The organism is Acinetobacter sp. YH12023 (assembly GCF_013420135.1).
In the GTDB taxonomy this organism is placed as follows: domain Bacteria; phylum Pseudomonadota; class Gammaproteobacteria; order Pseudomonadales; family Moraxellaceae; genus Acinetobacter; species Acinetobacter amyesii.
Genome location: NZ_VOYU01000003.1, coordinates 296,452 through 311,053, shown reverse-complemented (window position 1 = coordinate 311,053; position 14,602 = coordinate 296,452). Strand labels below are relative to the sequence as shown.

At 38.7% G+C, this 14,602-nt stretch carries 14 protein-coding genes; 9 read left to right on the top strand and 5 right to left on the bottom strand.

Annotated elements, in window-relative coordinates; genetic code table 11:
- Positions 1-92: 92 nt before the first annotated feature.
- On the bottom strand, positions 93-887 hold the full coding sequence (locus FTT92_RS04515; protein ID WP_180171540.1) for a hypothetical protein: 795 nt from the start codon (positions 885-887) through the stop codon (positions 93-95).
- Between the two features lie 38 nt (positions 888-925).
- Between FTT92_RS04515 and FTT92_RS04510 the strand changes: the two genes are divergently transcribed.
- Positions 926-1,585, top strand: coding sequence for an SOS response-associated peptidase family protein (locus FTT92_RS04510; RefSeq protein ID WP_111885089.1), 660 nt, complete (start codon positions 926-928; stop codon positions 1,583-1,585).
- Between the two features lie 21 nt (positions 1,586-1,606).
- Here the strand turns inward: FTT92_RS04510 and FTT92_RS04505 are convergent, their stop codons facing one another.
- A complete protein-coding gene (locus FTT92_RS04505; protein WP_078193646.1) occupies positions 1,607-2,071 on the bottom strand; it encodes a MarR family winged helix-turn-helix transcriptional regulator in 465 nt (154 codons plus the stop codon).
- A 617-nt stretch (positions 2,072-2,688) separates the two neighbouring features.
- Between FTT92_RS04505 and FTT92_RS04500 the strand changes: the two genes are divergently transcribed.
- From FTT92_RS04500 to FTT92_RS04490, 3 genes are all read left to right on the top strand, one after another.
- Complete coding sequence (locus FTT92_RS04500; protein WP_180102689.1) at positions 2,689-4,209, top strand: transporter associated domain-containing protein; 1,521 nt, start codon at positions 2,689-2,691, stop codon at positions 4,207-4,209.
- Positions 4,210-4,591: 382 nt separating this feature from the next.
- Positions 4,592-5,320, top strand: coding sequence for a hypothetical protein (locus tag FTT92_RS04495; RefSeq protein ID WP_180171539.1), 729 nt, complete (start codon positions 4,592-4,594; stop codon positions 5,318-5,320).
- Positions 5,321-5,339: 19 nt separating this feature from the next.
- Positions 5,340-5,891, top strand: coding sequence for a hypothetical protein (locus tag FTT92_RS04490; protein WP_180129510.1), 552 nt, complete (start codon positions 5,340-5,342; stop codon positions 5,889-5,891).
- 96 nt (positions 5,892-5,987) lie between these two features.
- Here FTT92_RS04490 and thiM read toward each other — a convergent pair whose 3' ends face one another.
- From thiM to FTT92_RS04475, 3 genes are all read right to left on the bottom strand, one after another.
- On the bottom strand, positions 5,988-6,857 hold the full coding sequence (gene thiM / locus FTT92_RS04485) for a hydroxyethylthiazole kinase (protein ID WP_180171538.1): 870 nt from the start codon (positions 6,855-6,857) through the stop codon (positions 5,988-5,990).
- Between the two features lie 11 nt (positions 6,858-6,868).
- On the bottom strand, positions 6,869-8,026 hold the full coding sequence (locus FTT92_RS04480) for a hypothetical protein (RefSeq protein ID WP_180171537.1): 1,158 nt from the start codon (positions 8,024-8,026) through the stop codon (positions 6,869-6,871).
- Positions 8,027-8,174: 148 nt separating this feature from the next.
- Positions 8,175-8,438, bottom strand: a complete 264-nt coding sequence (locus tag FTT92_RS04475) for a hypothetical protein (protein WP_111885040.1) — start codon at positions 8,436-8,438, stop codon at positions 8,175-8,177.
- A 492-nt stretch (positions 8,439-8,930) separates the two neighbouring features.
- On the opposite strand from FTT92_RS04475, the gene FTT92_RS04470 reads away from it, so the two are divergent.
- From FTT92_RS04470 to FTT92_RS04450, 5 genes are all read left to right on the top strand, one after another.
- Positions 8,931-9,206: a hypothetical protein gene (locus FTT92_RS04470; protein ID WP_180003034.1), complete on the top strand. Its 276-nt coding sequence runs from the start codon at positions 8,931-8,933 to the stop codon at positions 9,204-9,206.
- 353 nt (positions 9,207-9,559) lie between these two features.
- Entirely contained in the window at positions 9,560-12,169 is a 2,610-nt protein-coding gene (pepN, locus tag FTT92_RS04465; protein WP_180171536.1) for an aminopeptidase N, read from the top strand.
- 332 nt (positions 12,170-12,501) lie between these two features.
- Positions 12,502-12,714, top strand: a complete 213-nt coding sequence (locus FTT92_RS04460; RefSeq protein WP_078193638.1) for a hypothetical protein — start codon at positions 12,502-12,504, stop codon at positions 12,712-12,714.
- 225 nt (positions 12,715-12,939) lie between these two features.
- Positions 12,940-13,716: a Rossmann-like and DUF2520 domain-containing protein gene (locus FTT92_RS04455; RefSeq protein WP_180171535.1), complete on the top strand. Its 777-nt coding sequence runs from the start codon at positions 12,940-12,942 to the stop codon at positions 13,714-13,716.
- Positions 13,717-13,778: 62 nt separating this feature from the next.
- Positions 13,779-14,456, top strand: coding sequence for a methyltransferase (locus FTT92_RS04450; protein WP_180171534.1), 678 nt, complete (start codon positions 13,779-13,781; stop codon positions 14,454-14,456).
- The last annotated feature ends 146 nt before the right edge of the window (positions 14,457-14,602 follow it).

Below are 14,602 nucleotides of genomic sequence, written 5' to 3'. Positions count from 1 at the left end.
TGATAGTACATTTTGTGATTCATCAACAGCATAGGTTTACGCTGCAAGGCCGTCATATACAGCTTGACCTGAACCTTGTAATTGTAGATTGATTAATTAGAAGAAATACTCTCGGTTTTCATTTTTTGGATATTGTGAATATACACATCAAACTTCAAGCCATTTTTGTAATCTGTTGCCTCATGAATTGTTCGATCTGCAATTGGAATAAGCGGATTGTTATCACTAAACGCTAAATATGCGTTATGTATTTTGTTTCCTTGTTGATAATTAAACTGAAGAGCTGAATTTGCAGTAGTGAAATAGGGGAGCGCATCTTGAGGATTGATTTTAAAAGTGCCTGTACAATTAGTCCTGACACGGCCTCCATCTGCGTTCACCGTAAACCAGCCAAATTGATCTTCTAATTCTGTCGTGTGGGCTTCATCTACGTCAGGAAAAATCACGCCAAACTGATCTCTTTGTCTTTGCTGATTTTGCATCAAGCGATAACTATTTTGAGCACGTTTTGCAAAACAGATTTCAGGAAACATCTCTGGAGATGTAATTTTAAAGTCAGAGACATTGATTACTTCACCATCAGGCAATATGACCAATGAAAATTGTTGTTCTTGGGTGTTGGGAAGATTTTTGACCGTCACCCAATGATGTGTACTGATCATTTGCTGATTGCGTAAATGCTTGTACTGAATGCGGTAATTGCCTGCAGGAATCTCAGTCTCATTGATTAGGTCTTGTTTAAATGGATATTCGTTGAGATAGAGCGCGTCGAGACTAAAAGGTAGAAATGAAACGGTATGTACAGAGACTTTTGCGGCATGTGCGGTTGGATACAGGCACATACTTAGAATTAAGACGATAAAGCGACTTCGGTCTAGATTTTTCATTTATTATAAAGATTGATTTTTTGCGGATTATGGCAAATATGTGTGCTAATTTCAAACCGATTACCTTATCGCAATTAAAGTCTCAAAACTTGCCTGAAATCAGCTTTGAATATCCTGAGGAAGTCTATCCAAATTATGATTTGCCGCTACTCTTTAAGTCTGAACAAGGGCTAGAGTGGCGAAAAGTGAATTTTGGCATGGTGCCTAAATGGGCCGAAGACAAATCAATTGCACTTAAAACCTATAATGCCCGAAATGAAACTTTGTATCAAAAGCCTACGTTTATTAATGCGATTTCAAAATGTAAGTTTGGCGTAATACCCGTGTCTGAATTTTATGAGTCAATGTATATCGATAATAAGCCGCAGCGTTGGAGTGTTAAGCGCAAAGATGGAGAAGCGTTTTATATAGCTGCCTTATATGACATTTGTCGGCAAGGTGACGAGATTGTACGTTCAAGTACCATGATTACGATGGATGCTATTCAGCATGAGATGATGAAGCACTTTCATGAACCGGGCAATGTAAAACGTTCGGTCATTGTGATTCCGCATGCGCGCTTAGAGGAATGGCTAAGTTGGAAATCACCCAACATCCAAAGTTTTGTACAAGGTTTTCCTGTTGATGAGTTTGAATGTGCACACGCACCCAAAATAAAAATCGAAAAAATCAGTCCCCAACTGAATATTTTCGATTGATATTTCGGTGATGCAGAATGCTTAGCGCGCTAAGTTTTTGAAAATATGCTTTAAGCTTTCCATGGTTTTTTCAATTTGTAGCGGTGTTAAGCCTTCAAAAGATTGCTCTAGAACGACATTCGTTAGATCGTTAATCTTCTGCGTCATAGCAGTGCCTTTATCGGTTAACACGACGCGGGTAATACGCGCATCATCTTCACAAGAATAAGTATCTACCAAGCCTTCATCTTTTAAGCGATAAACGATCTTGGTTGTGGTCGACATTTTAGATACGACCATTTCAGATAAATCTGAAACGCTAGCATGTGGTTTAGACTTGAGTGCGAGCAGGATACGACGACGTGAATTATCAACGCCATACTTTTTCAATGCATGGTCGACGTTTAAAACATATTGTGAATGCACCTGAGTAACCCAGTAGAAAGGAAAATTTTCTAAACTAAAGTCATCGGTGGATGGTAAAAATTTTGAATACTTTTTTGTCATAAAGGAGTCCCCTGAATATTTGTTTTAATTTTATTTAATGTTTTAACATTCTATTGAAAAATAGAGGGTAATAGCAAGAGTTCACAATAAAAAAATAGAAAGTAGAAGATATCTCATTTTTAGATTATCTAAATAGATTATATTGATATTCTGTCTAAATGCTTAACAGAAATTAAAAATAAGGTTAAGTATAGAGATAGTGTAGTGAAAATAAATAAGTTTTTAATTTGAATTGAATATTAATATTTTTTACCAAAAGGTAGAAATAAATAATTCATTAGATTTGTCATACAATCTATTACAAGCGTCCTTAATTACATTTAATTAAAAGTCAGGTGAATTCATACTTTTTTAAAGTGGAAGAGGAGATCTCAAAAAGTAGGTTTTAACATCTAGATGTGTATTTTATATCGCCCATTCGATTTGTAATGCATTCAGCGTTTCTTAACATTTTGTCATATAGTTGATGCGAAAAAATATGCTTGAATACATTACAAATGCGCAAGATTGTGCATAATGGAATGGTCTCTAGTTACATAGGTTAAATTTATGGATCCGTCGCCGTGCGTTGGTCTGATTGAAGATATTCTTATAATCCAGAATGAGGAAGAGAGCTAATGGAATTTTTGTTAGATCCCGGAATCTGGGTTGGTTTACTTACATTAATTATTTTAGAAATTGTACTAGGTATTGATAACCTAGTCTTTATTGCCATTTTGGCAGAAAAACTCCCTCCAGAACAACGTGACAAAGCCCGTGTACTTGGTCTTTCACTCGCATTATTAATGCGATTAGGATTGTTATTTGCAATCTCTTGGTTGGTCACATTAACAAAGCCCCTGATTACCGTTTTTGATTGGACATTCTCTGGTCGAGATCTCATATTATTGTTCGGTGGATTGTTCTTAGTTTATAAGGCAGTCACAGAGCTGCATGAGAAATTAGAAGGTAAACCAGAAGTTCAAGTGACAACAAAAGTGGCATATGCCAGCTTTACAGCAGTAGTTGCGCAAATTGTTGTCTTAGATGCGGTTTTCTCTTTAGACTCTGTCATTACAGCGATCGGTATGGTCGACAACATTTATGTCATGATGGCTGCAATGATTGTGGCAATGGCAGTGATGTTACTTGCATCTAAACCGCTAACGGCTTTTGTAAACCGACATCCGACCGTCGTGATCCTATGTTTAAGCTTCTTATTACTGATCGGTATTAGTTTGATAGCAGAAGGTTTTGGTTTCCATATTCCGAAAGGCTATATCTACTCAGGTATTGGTGTTGCGATTGTCATCGAAGCCTTTAACCAGTTTAGTCAGCGTAATGCTCAAAAACACGAAGCGAAAATTCCATTACGCCATCGTACTGCAGACAGTATTTTAAAACTGATGGGTGGGCGCTTAGAATCCGATCAAGTTGGTAATCAGGCGCAAGAAACCTTTGCAGACGAAGAGCGTTACATGATTGGGGGGGTGTTGACGCTTGCAGAGCGTTCAGTTGCGTCGATCATGACTCCCCGTAATCAAATTTCTTGGGTGGATTTAAATGACACACCTGAGCAAATTCGTGAGCAAGTCCTTTCAGTGCCGCACAGTTTATTCCCTGTGTGTCGTGGTAGCTTGGATAAAGTGATTAGTATTGTCCGCGCGAAAGAACTTATTGATGTTCTAGACAGTGAAGATGATCTAAAAGCATTGATTAAACGTCATCGTCCAATCTTTATTTTCCAAAAGATGAAGGTGATTGATGCGATTAATACCTTGCGTACCTCAAAAGGCTCTTTGGTGCTGGTTACGGATGAGTTTGGGGCGGTACAAGGTCTGATTTCACCACTCGATGTGTTTGAAGCGATTGCTGGTGAATTCCCTGATGCAGATGAACAACTTGATTTGATTAAAATCGATGATGAACATTGGAAAGCTTCAGGCATGCTCGATCTGTATCAGTTAGAACTTGAATTGGAAATGCTGGATTTGATCGAAGAAGATGATGGTTATATCAGTGTTTCAGGTCTTATTTTAGATCAGACCCACGGCAATGTAGAAGTCGGTACTGTGGTTGATTTTAAAGGCATTCAATTTAAAGTCACGGCAATGGATGAAAACCGCATTAAAACGGTTGATATCTATTACCAAGCCTAATGCTCAAATATTAAAAATGACTCTAAGACAGCTTTTCGAAGCTGTCTTTTTTGTATGACTAGAAAGTATAAGAAATCCTATATAACAGGGGCTGCAATTCACGATGTTAAAACGTATCATATTTACATGATGTAACAGTCAAGGAACGCTATATCTTTTGGGTTATTAGATGGCTAAAACGGTTCAAAAGTAAGAAATATTGATATGGTTGATTTTAAAAAAGCATGAGGTTAAATAGCGATTCATTTTTAACTTGGGGTTTTAATCATCATTGATGATCTATGAATAATTTTATTTCATTTAAATACCGCTTCGGAAAACTTTATAACTAGGGACTTTGAAAAAATATCAAAGTTAATCCATTAAGAAAATGGGTGTTGGTATGGCGATCACTGAGAATATCATTGATTTTTGCAAACTCACGATTGAAGAAAAACATGAGTTGTTTCAACGGCTCTGGGAGTTTGATCAATGTATTTTCCCAACTTCTAAGATTGAGCAAGTTTATCAATACATGCATGACCCAGATATTGTTGCCTTACCAATCATTCAGTATTTTGAGCAGAATAAACTGATTGGGCAAAACATTGTGCGTATATTAAAAATTATGCATAACAATCGGCCGATTTTTATTTTTAATTCACGGGCTGGGGTATTGGTTGATTACCGTCGGAAAAATCTGACCTTAAACTCGGCGATTAAAGTGGCGATGCAGCATCAGATTCGATTTCCAGCGATTCCGATGTGGTTTGTGGCTACATTGGCACAACCAAAGGTATATACATTATTTGCCTCGCGCTCTGTTAAGTTTTATCCAAGGCACGGTGTCCCGATGCCCACTGAGTATGCGGATGTTTTAAATAGTTATAAAATCCGTCAGCATGATGTGCAGCATCGGGCTGAGGATATTTTTGTTCATCGTTGTGATTTACCGAAGGTGACGCCTGAGCAATTGGTTCGGCTACGGAAAAAATCTGATGAACATGTTCAATTTTTTATGCAGCACGTGCCAGATTATTTTGATGGCATGGGTTTAATGTGTATTTGTAAATTAAATGTTTCAACCATTTTTGAAGCAAGTATGAATCTGGCAGTTGGGCGAGCAGTTTAATGACGGACATGGATGTGTTATGGGACAAATGACGATATATCGATTATTAGGTTTTGGTGCGGCAATCTTTTTAACGGCTTGTCAGCCTGCAGAGCAAAAAATACAAGAGCAATCGCAGAAATGTGTTACTCCTGAAAAATTGGTCAAACAAATTTATGACCAAGAGTTGAAATTACATGCTTTGAGTAAAGATCAACTCGCTGCCTATTTTGAGCCATCGTTAGCGGAACGTATGCAAGCAGAAATTAACTGTAAGCAGTCGCAACAAGCGTGTAATGTAGATTTTGATATTTTCACGGATAGCCAAGATCCGCAGCAAGATTCGAAAAAAGGCGTTCAGCCTAAACTGAGTTTTGATGAAAATAAAAACGTCGTTCTTGCTGAGTTTAAAATTGGTGATGAAGCCAAAGTCTTAAATTATGAAATGAGTGATGGCGACTGTTCAAAAATCAAAAATATTGTCTATGCGGGAGACTATGACCTAGACATGATTTTGAGTAATCCAACAGAAACGATCGAAGATTCAGAAATGTTTGATGCCAATGCTGCAAGTGACAGTACGGGACAGTAAATTTTTTGTAGCATATTAATTGGTACAAAACAGCATAAATCCTTGAACAGCTTGAGCCTTTTACTCAAGCTGTTTTTTTTCTCAAGCTATCGTAGTTCATAGTGCATAAATTTGTATGTTGGCAAGTTGATTGAAATCATCTTCATTGAGATTATAAATTTCATCTAAAAATGCAACATTAAAACTGCCGACGCTTGAACTTAGTTCATAGGCTTTTTGACCCGCAATCGCAAAGTGCAAATGTGCAGCGACCGTGCCGGCAGTTAGCGTTTCACTCACGGCGCAATACGCCGCTGTTAACGCACCTAAAGCGCAGCCAGAAGCCGTCACTTTGGGTTGTAAGTAAGATCCACCATTAATCTGTATCACCGCATTCATTTCTTTCGATAAGATGAAATCCGATTCGCCTGAAATTGCCACACATTCACAGTGTTCTAACAAGGGCACAGCATTTAAATAAATCTCGGCACTATTGAGCGTGCTATCGACACCGCGTGACTCACCTTGATTACCTGCAAGACCACTGATTTCTGATGCATTGCCACGAATAATACTTGGCTTGTACTGGAGTAATTGGTCAACCATTTCAGATCGCCACGGCAAAACGGGGCCATAACCGACAGGGTCAAGCACCCAAGGTTTATTTAAATTTTGTGCTGTTTGTGCAGCGATTTGCATGGCCTGCATTTGTTCAGACGTTGGCGTACCTAAATTGATATTCAAGGCACTGGCAATTGAGGCAAAGCTTTCGGCTTCAAAGGGATTGTCAATCATTGCAGGAGAAGCACCCGCAGCTAAAAGGACATTGGCCACATAATTGCTCGCGACTGCATTGGTGATGATATGTACCAAAGGTTGTTTGGATTGAAGTTCAATCCACGCATTAATAACGCTTTGCAAAAGCGGGCTATTTAAGTCAGTCAATTCACTGTTCATGGTCGTTTCAAAATTTTCAGATTGATTCATCGTTTTCTCCCTCAGCGGGTGAAGTAATGGTCTTGATGTTTACAATTACGGCAGAACAGGGTCACATAATCTGCGGCATCATAATCGACAGAGAGTTCTTGTGAACCACAGTACATGCAACGCTTTGTGGAATAAAAATTTAAGCGAGGTTCGATTTTTTTCCAAGCATGGCGTATCGGTTGCACAAAGATACTTTCATCGAGTCCTAAAAAGTTAAAGAGTAAAATTTCACTCATTTTACTAAAGGGGAGTTGTGGCGGACGAGGGAGGGTAAAGGTTTCCCATTTTTCCTGTAAGCCACGTTCACGGTATTGCTGTAAGGTCTTTTTTAACAGATTGGTATTAATGAAATTTTCATTACGCACTTGCAGGGCTTTTTGTTTATGTAGGTATTCGAGTGCTGACTGAATCATATAATAAATCTGCCCAACCGCTAGATGGTCGAGTAGGCGATAACAGAACACTTGAAAGCTTTTATTCCCTGCAATTTGAATACCCCATGTCTTACAGTAAAACTGCATGAATTGCACAATTTCTTGAAAAATTAGGAGATACAAACACTCTTTCACTTCGTCAGCACTTTTAAAGGGAACACCCAAGGCTAAATTTTCATAAAACCAATGACGGAGTTGCTGCGCTACGCTAAAAAGACTGGGCTCCGAATAGCCATCCAGACGGACATTGATATAATACTGTTCAGCTTGTAGCGCATCATCTTTCACAATCAAAATTTGCTCATGCACGAGATGCTTTTTGAGCGACTGTTGGAAGAAATAATTCGGGCTGATGTTATGATACTTAATAGCATCCCAGTCGATAAATTCTTGATGCGCCGTATGTTCTTGGACGTGATTATCCAATAAAGCCAGCAAAAAGAGTTTCTGTAAAAAACTCAGTTCACTTAATTCACGTTCAACGATATCTTTATTTTTGAGTTTACGCTGTTCTTGTAAACGGGTTTCTTTCAGTAGTTTTTTTCGCGCAGCCTGACAGTTTTCACAATGACAGTTGTATTGCTGTTCTGGAAATATTTGATGATGACAGTGGCTACACTGATAAAAATTAAATTCTTGCTCATCTAATTTTTCAGCATCTACCCAATACATTGATGCACGACACAACGGGCATTGTGTACTTTCATCCATTTGTTTGCGTAGAATATTGAACATGTTGCCAGCGTTTCTTGAAAGGTTAAATTGATTATACACATCTCTGTTTAAAGACGGGTTTGCAATTTCAGTTGCGGCAGCTCAGGCGATATGTCGACAAATAAAAAAACTGCATAGTGATGATGCAGCTTTTAGTCAGAATGGATTATTAATAGGCGGCTGGGCATGGGATCGATTCGTCCTCCTCTCCAACTTGTTTGGCTTGTATTAAGGCTTGCACTTTTTTAGACGCGACTTTTTTAGTGCCTAATGCACTATATGAATTAAGTAATGAACTGACCTCAAAGGCTTTGAGTGGGATCCCTTCGCAGGTCATAAACATTGCAATTACCTGATGATCGATATTTGCAGCATCAAGCGCTTGCAGGGTCTTCATATTTTCAATACGGATGATGTGTTCTTTAATAAACATAATGCACCTCTTTTTGTTTTAGCCTGAATATTTTGCTTTTGGCAATTAAGTAGATGCAAAACGCATGCTCAAATGTTTTGAGTAGAGATTTTAAAGCAGATAAACTTTATAATTATTTACTAAGATATTGAAAATAGAATATTAATCTAAAGGTAACAAAATAATAATGATGAATCCTTTTATCCTAGATGCATTCTCAAAATGCTTAAACTGTTGAAAAAGAAACATCTTGGTGCATGGTTTAAACAGAAGTATGCAATCAAATCCAAATTAGAGGACTGAGATTATTTGAGAGCTTAGGTGCTTTTTGGAGGGAATCGTCTAAGCGATTGGATTTGAAAAGTATATTTGTATATATTGAGCTTATAATTCTAATGATCTAGGCTTCTAGGATTGAAACCAAGCGGAATCTACTGAACTTGATACACAGTAAGATTCGGCTGGATTTCTAAAGGTTTTGATCTTTTTATCCTTTCTTTGTATGGAATACATATGTCAGACGCACTTAAAAACAGCAATATCACTCGCATGCAATTATATAAGCAGCCACAGGGTACGGTTGGTGCGCTGATTATTGGGCATGATCAAACTTTAGAAAAGACGATCGAGTTACTGGGCCTAGCGCAGCAACATCAAGTATCTAAAATTTATGTGGCGGGTGCGACGGAAGAAATTCAGCAATTCCTCACTTCAAAAGTCACGGCATTTCAATTTTACTTTGCTGCAGACTATGACAGCGCGCTCGATTTAATTTTCGAAAATCAATAATCCTCTAAGTCTTAAGCAGGAAAGTTTGAGCGCAATAATTTGAACGTACAGATGGATTAAGCACCTGTACTTTCTCTTTCTAGTATATAGGCGCTTTATTTATTTTAGGTAGATAAAAAATTTGCATATTGAAGTAGCTGTACTCAACTCAGGCATTTATTTTGCTTAAACATGGCGAAAATATGTGCCAGCCTTTAAATTATTCTATAAAGATGATTGAAAACAACATGCGCTGAGCCCATATATAAATCATTGTAAATGCGAAGACAGCTTATGCATCTTGTCGTATGATCAAGTCATTCACAATGTGTTCAAAAAGCTGATGAAGCAATAACTAAGGAATAGGACGAGATATGAATATTGCGGCAAATCCAGTGGTCAAAGCAGACCAAACTGTTTATTTAAAAGATTATCAAAAACCATCATTTGTCGTAGATAGTATCGATCTAGATATTCAAGTCTTTGATAAGCATACCAATGTAAATGCAAAATTAGTGATGCAGCGTCAAACGGCTGGGGATTTGGTGTTATTGGGTCGTGATTTGGAACTCAAATCAATTCGCTTAAATGGTCAAGTTTTGCCAGCAGATGCCTATGTTGTAGATGCAGAACAACTGGTAATTTCAAATGCACCTGACCAAGCTGTCATTGAAACCGAAGTCGTGATTCATCCTGAAAGCAATACTCAACTTGAAGGTTTATACCAAGCGGCAGGCGATTTATTCGTTACCCAAAACGAGCCTGAAGGCTTCCGTAAAATTACCTATTATCCTGACCGTCCTGATGTGCTATCGGTATTTACCACACGTGTCGAAGCGGATAAAAAATTCCCTGTATTACTTGCCAATGGTAATTTGATTGAAGCGGGTGAAACCGGTGAAGGTCGTCATTATACCGTTTGGCAAGATCCAACCAAAAAACCATCGTATCTATTTGCTTGTGTGATTGGTGATTTGGCAGTACTTAAAGACACTTATGTAACGTCTGAAGGTCGTAATGTTGCTTTAGAAATCTATGCAGAAGAAAAAGACATTCCAAAATGTCATATTGCGATGGAAGCTTTAAAGCACTCGATGCGTTGGGATGAAGAACATTATGGTCGTCCTTATGATTTAGACAATTATATGATTGTGGCAACCAGTGCATTTAACATGGGTGCAATGGAAAACAAAGGTTTGAATATTTTCAACACCTCTTGTGTGCTTGCTGATGAAGAATACACCACTGATGCTGCGATCATGCGCGTTCAGTCTGTGATTGCACATGAATACTTCCATAACTGGACAGGTAACCGTATTACCTGTCGTGATTGGTTCCAACTCTGCTTAAAAGAAGGTTTGACGGTATTCCGTGATCAGTCGTTCTCAGAAGATTTACAATCTGCTGCGGTACAACGAATCGATGATGTTGCTGTGTTAAAAGCACATCAGTTCCCAGAAGATTCAGGCCCGCTTTCACATCCACCGCGTCCAGATCATTTTGTTGAAATTAATAACTTCTATACCGCAACAGTGTATGAAAAAGGTGCGGAAATCAACCGCATGATGGCGACACTCTTGGGCAAAGAAAAATTCCGCGCAGGTACTGACGAATATTTCAAACGCCATGATGGTCAAGCCGTGACTGTTGAAGATTGGGTAGCAGCACTAACAGCGGGATCAGGTGTAGATTTATCGAGTTTCTTGATTTGGTATAACCAACCGGGTACACCAAAACTTGAAGCAAAAGGTGAGTACGATGCTGCAAATCAAACCTATACTTTAAGCTTGAAACAAAGCTTAAAAGCTCATCCGAAATATCCAAATTTAAAAGCTGTGCCTATTCCTGTGGCTTTGGCATTGTTTGATGCGACGAGTGGTGAACAGTTAGTTCTCAGCTCAGATGCATTGGTTGAAAATGGCATCAAAGATGGCGTGTATTTATTTGATACCGATACTGCAACCATTACATTTAGCGGTGTAAAACCCCAGCCTGTTGTGTCTTTACTGCGTAATTTCTCTGCACCTGTTAATCTTGAATTTAACTATTCAGATGAAGAGCTTGCTTTCCTGATGCAGTACGAGCCGAATGGTTTTAACCAATGGCAAGCCAGCCAAACCTTGTTAGAACGTATTTTGTTAAATGGCCATGATGCCGACATCTATGTTCAAGCTATTCAAAATACATTACCAGCATTGGTTGAGCGTGATCCACTACTTGCTTCACGTTTATTCGATGTACCGACAGAGGGTTATTTAGGTAGCCGTATTGATGCCGACTACAGTCCTGCCCAAGTGCAAGAACAGCGTGAAGCACTTTTAAGTCGTGTGGCACGTGAGTTAGGTGCTTTCTTTAAAGAGACTTATGCAACTTTAGACCCAGATGCGCAGCAAGAATTTTCACAAGCCATGGGTGTTCGTGCATTGAAAAACATCATGTTGAGTATGATGGCACGTCAAGGTGATGCTTCTGTATTTGAATTGGCTTATGAACAATTCAGCTCAACAGGCAATATGTCTGAACGTCTTGGTGCTTTAAAAGTATTGGTTTGGAATGATGCACCACAGGCACAGCAAGCTTTAGAAGCCTTCTACACACGCTTTAAGAATGAAGCTTTGTCGATGGACCAATGGTTTATGTTGCAAGCGGCACATCCGAAAGCAACTGCGGAAACCATTAAGGCACTGACTGCTCATCCTGACTATGACTTGAAAGTACCGAACCGTATTCGTGCGGTTACTGGTGGCTTAAATAGCAATCCTGTCAACACTTGGAGCTTTGGTGTGCAGCATATTGTTGAATTAGCAAAATTCCTCGATGAGAAAAATCCAATTGTCGGTTCACGGTTACTGCAAATTTTGTCCCGTTGGTACACGTTGGCAGAGCCGCAGCGTAGTGAAGTTAAAGCCGAACTTGAAGCGCTTAAACCTGTCGTGAAATCGAAGAATGTATCAGAAACCTTAAATAGCATGTTAAGTGTTTAATCATTCAACCTCTCTGTACGATTGATTTGAGTTAAATCAGTCGTACTGAAATGAGCCTGTTGTCATAGGTATGGCAGCAGGCACATTTTATATCCAGTCTTTTTTATCCAATCTTTAGCTAGAATTGAAAATCAATCATGTTTAGATGGCTGAAACTCAAAAATTTTCTCTGAGAATTTATTTAAATTACATAATAATTGCAATATAAATCACATAATGGCGCTACAATAAAATAGGTCTAACATATGAATGACTGTATGCGGTAAGGCATCCAAGTTTATGAATGTTTAGATTTTTTATCTATTTCATTGTGCAAGATTTTGAGGCGGGTCATGTTAGTTAAGGTTGATGAAGGTTTTTATTTAAACTCACATCATATTATTGCAATTCGGATTAATAGAGATTTGCTTGATACCTTTGTTGTGTCGGTAGAATACACGCCCAATAGTGTGCAAAACACAGGTGTATTTGAAAAGAAATTCAATGCGCGCCGCGATGCAGAACAATACCTACAGACTCTGAATCAAATCATTGGTAAATCGTAAAAGCTAAAGTGTATATCGTGGATATTGTCTAGATTGAAATGGGCAAGATACGAATCAGACTCAGATTGACGTCTAGCAAAAGGGATGAAGCGCATCCCTTTTTTGTCTTATCTGAGCGAAACTGATGTAAAGAATTGAAAATAAATCATTCTATCGATACGACTCGATTTGCACGTCGGATATTTTCCTGACATGCTGTAGCCATCCAAAATGAGTTAGAACTATATGCGAATCAGTATTGTGGGTGCAGGTCGTGTTGCACATCATTTGCTCAATGTGCTTCATCCACAACATCACATTGTGCAAATTTATGCACGAAATCTTGAAAAGGCAGAAAAACTTGCAGCAAGTGTAGGTGCAGAAGCCATTCATAGCCCAAGTGAGTTGAATGTTGAGATTGATCTATTGATCATAGCGGTGAGCGACCAATCGATTGCAACCGTTATTCAGCAAGTCAAAGCCTATCTGCCACAAGTTTTGATTGTGCATACGTCAGGTAGCACCAATATCACGGTACTGACCCAACAGCATTCGCGAGCAGGGGTGTTTTATCCTTTACAAACCTTTAGTTTAGACCGAGATGTGGACTGGATGTCGACACCGATTTTTGTAGAAGCGGCCGATTCTGCAGATTTGACGACACTTACAGGTTTAGCAAACAGCATTAGCCAAAGGGTTTATCAATATGATTCGGCACAGCGCTTGAGTCTGCATCTTGCTGCGGTGTTTGCCTGTAATTTTAGTAATTATTGTTATGACATGGCAAAGCAGATTGTTGATGCAAAACAAGTCGAATTTAGCTTACTTTATCCTTTGATTTTAGAGACAGCTAATAAAGCTACTCAGGCTGAACCACGTAACATGCAAACAGGTCCTGCCATGCGTGGGGATCAAAATATCATGCAGATGCATGCCAATATGCTTGAGCAAGCTGATCAAGTCGATCTGAAAGCGGTCTATGAAATGCTGAGTCAGCAGATTCTTGGGCATCATCAGAAATAAACAATCCATATAGAATAATGAATATTTATTAGCTTAGACATACATTTCAAACAGGATGTTACATGGCAAAAGATTTTAATAGCCCACAAGTGGTCGAAAGTTATGATGCACATATACGAAAATTAATTCCCGGCTATGAACTTGTCCATCAACAAATTCAGGCGGTGTTGAATTGCCATGTCGCTGAAGGTGCCCATGTACTGATCATTGGATGTGGGACGGGCTATGAATTGGGTTATCTCATGGCCTTGAATCCAACATGGTCATTTACCGTTACAGAATTGTCTGAAAATATGCTGAATCAAACACGGCAACGCGTTGAAGCCGCTGGACAGGTACATCGCGTCAATTTTGTTTTGGGCAGTCATACTGCTTTTGAGGAAGTAAGTTGTTTTAATGCGGTGCTGAGTATCTTGGTGACGCATTTCATTGCGTTGTCAGAGAAAACGAATTTTTTAGCAAAAGCATTTGAACTGCTTAAACCGCAGGGCATTTTTTTAAGTTTTGACTTGATGCAAACTCATTCGAATTTTGAGCAGCGTGTCCTGCCTGAATTTTGCCAAATGCAAGGTTTATCTGCTGCGCAAGCGACAAAAATGATGCAGCGTTTAGAAGATGATTTTGAACTGATTAGCCAGCAGCATTATCAAAGCTTACTGACGGAAATAGGCTTTGATCAAATCTATTGTTTCAGTCAAATCTTTAGCTATGCGGCTTACTGTGCTTTTAAATGTCGATAAATTAAAAAATAATAGAGTCCAAGATTGGGCGTATCAAGTTCATTGATTATTTTGACAGATATTATTGCTACCTTGCATGAGTGACGCTTGCATCAAAATTTTGATCAATAGTCTCATTTTTCTTGCACAGTAGCACGCTTACTATT

What these genes read in the sequence shown, in the direction of transcription:
- FTT92_RS04480 (WP_180171537.1), bottom strand. Translation starts at nt 8,026, where the DNA reads ATGTTCAATATTCTACGCAAACAAATGGATGAAAGTACACAATGCCCG.
- FTT92_RS04505 (WP_078193646.1), bottom strand. Translation starts at nt 2,071, where the DNA reads ATGACAAAAAAGTATTCAAAATTTTTACCATCCACCGATGACTTTAGT.
- FTT92_RS04470 (WP_180003034.1), top strand. Translation starts at nt 8,931, where the DNA reads ATGTCAGACGCACTTAAAAACAGCAATATCACTCGCATGCAATTATAT.
- FTT92_RS04515 (WP_180171540.1), bottom strand. Translation starts at nt 887, where the DNA reads ATGAAAAATCTAGACCGAAGTCGCTTTATCGTCTTAATTCTAAGTATG.
- FTT92_RS04495 (WP_180171539.1), top strand. Translation starts at nt 4,592, where the DNA reads ATGGCGATCACTGAGAATATCATTGATTTTTGCAAACTCACGATTGAA.
- FTT92_RS04460 (WP_078193638.1), top strand. Translation starts at nt 12,502, where the DNA reads ATGTTAGTTAAGGTTGATGAAGGTTTTTATTTAAACTCACATCATATT.
- FTT92_RS04490 (WP_180129510.1), top strand. Translation starts at nt 5,340, where the DNA reads ATGGGACAAATGACGATATATCGATTATTAGGTTTTGGTGCGGCAATC.
- thiM (WP_180171538.1), bottom strand. Translation starts at nt 6,857, where the DNA reads ATGAATCAATCTGAAAATTTTGAAACGACCATGAACAGTGAATTGACT.
- FTT92_RS04500 (WP_180102689.1), top strand. Translation starts at nt 2,689, where the DNA reads ATGGAATTTTTGTTAGATCCCGGAATCTGGGTTGGTTTACTTACATTA.
- pepN (WP_180171536.1), top strand. Translation starts at nt 9,560, where the DNA reads ATGAATATTGCGGCAAATCCAGTGGTCAAAGCAGACCAAACTGTTTAT.
- FTT92_RS04510 (WP_111885089.1), top strand. Translation starts at nt 926, where the DNA reads ATGTGTGCTAATTTCAAACCGATTACCTTATCGCAATTAAAGTCTCAA.
- FTT92_RS04455 (WP_180171535.1), top strand. Translation starts at nt 12,940, where the DNA reads ATGCGAATCAGTATTGTGGGTGCAGGTCGTGTTGCACATCATTTGCTC.
- FTT92_RS04475 (WP_111885040.1), bottom strand. Translation starts at nt 8,438, where the DNA reads ATGTTTATTAAAGAACACATCATCCGTATTGAAAATATGAAGACCCTG.
- FTT92_RS04450 (WP_180171534.1), top strand. Translation starts at nt 13,779, where the DNA reads ATGGCAAAAGATTTTAATAGCCCACAAGTGGTCGAAAGTTATGATGCA.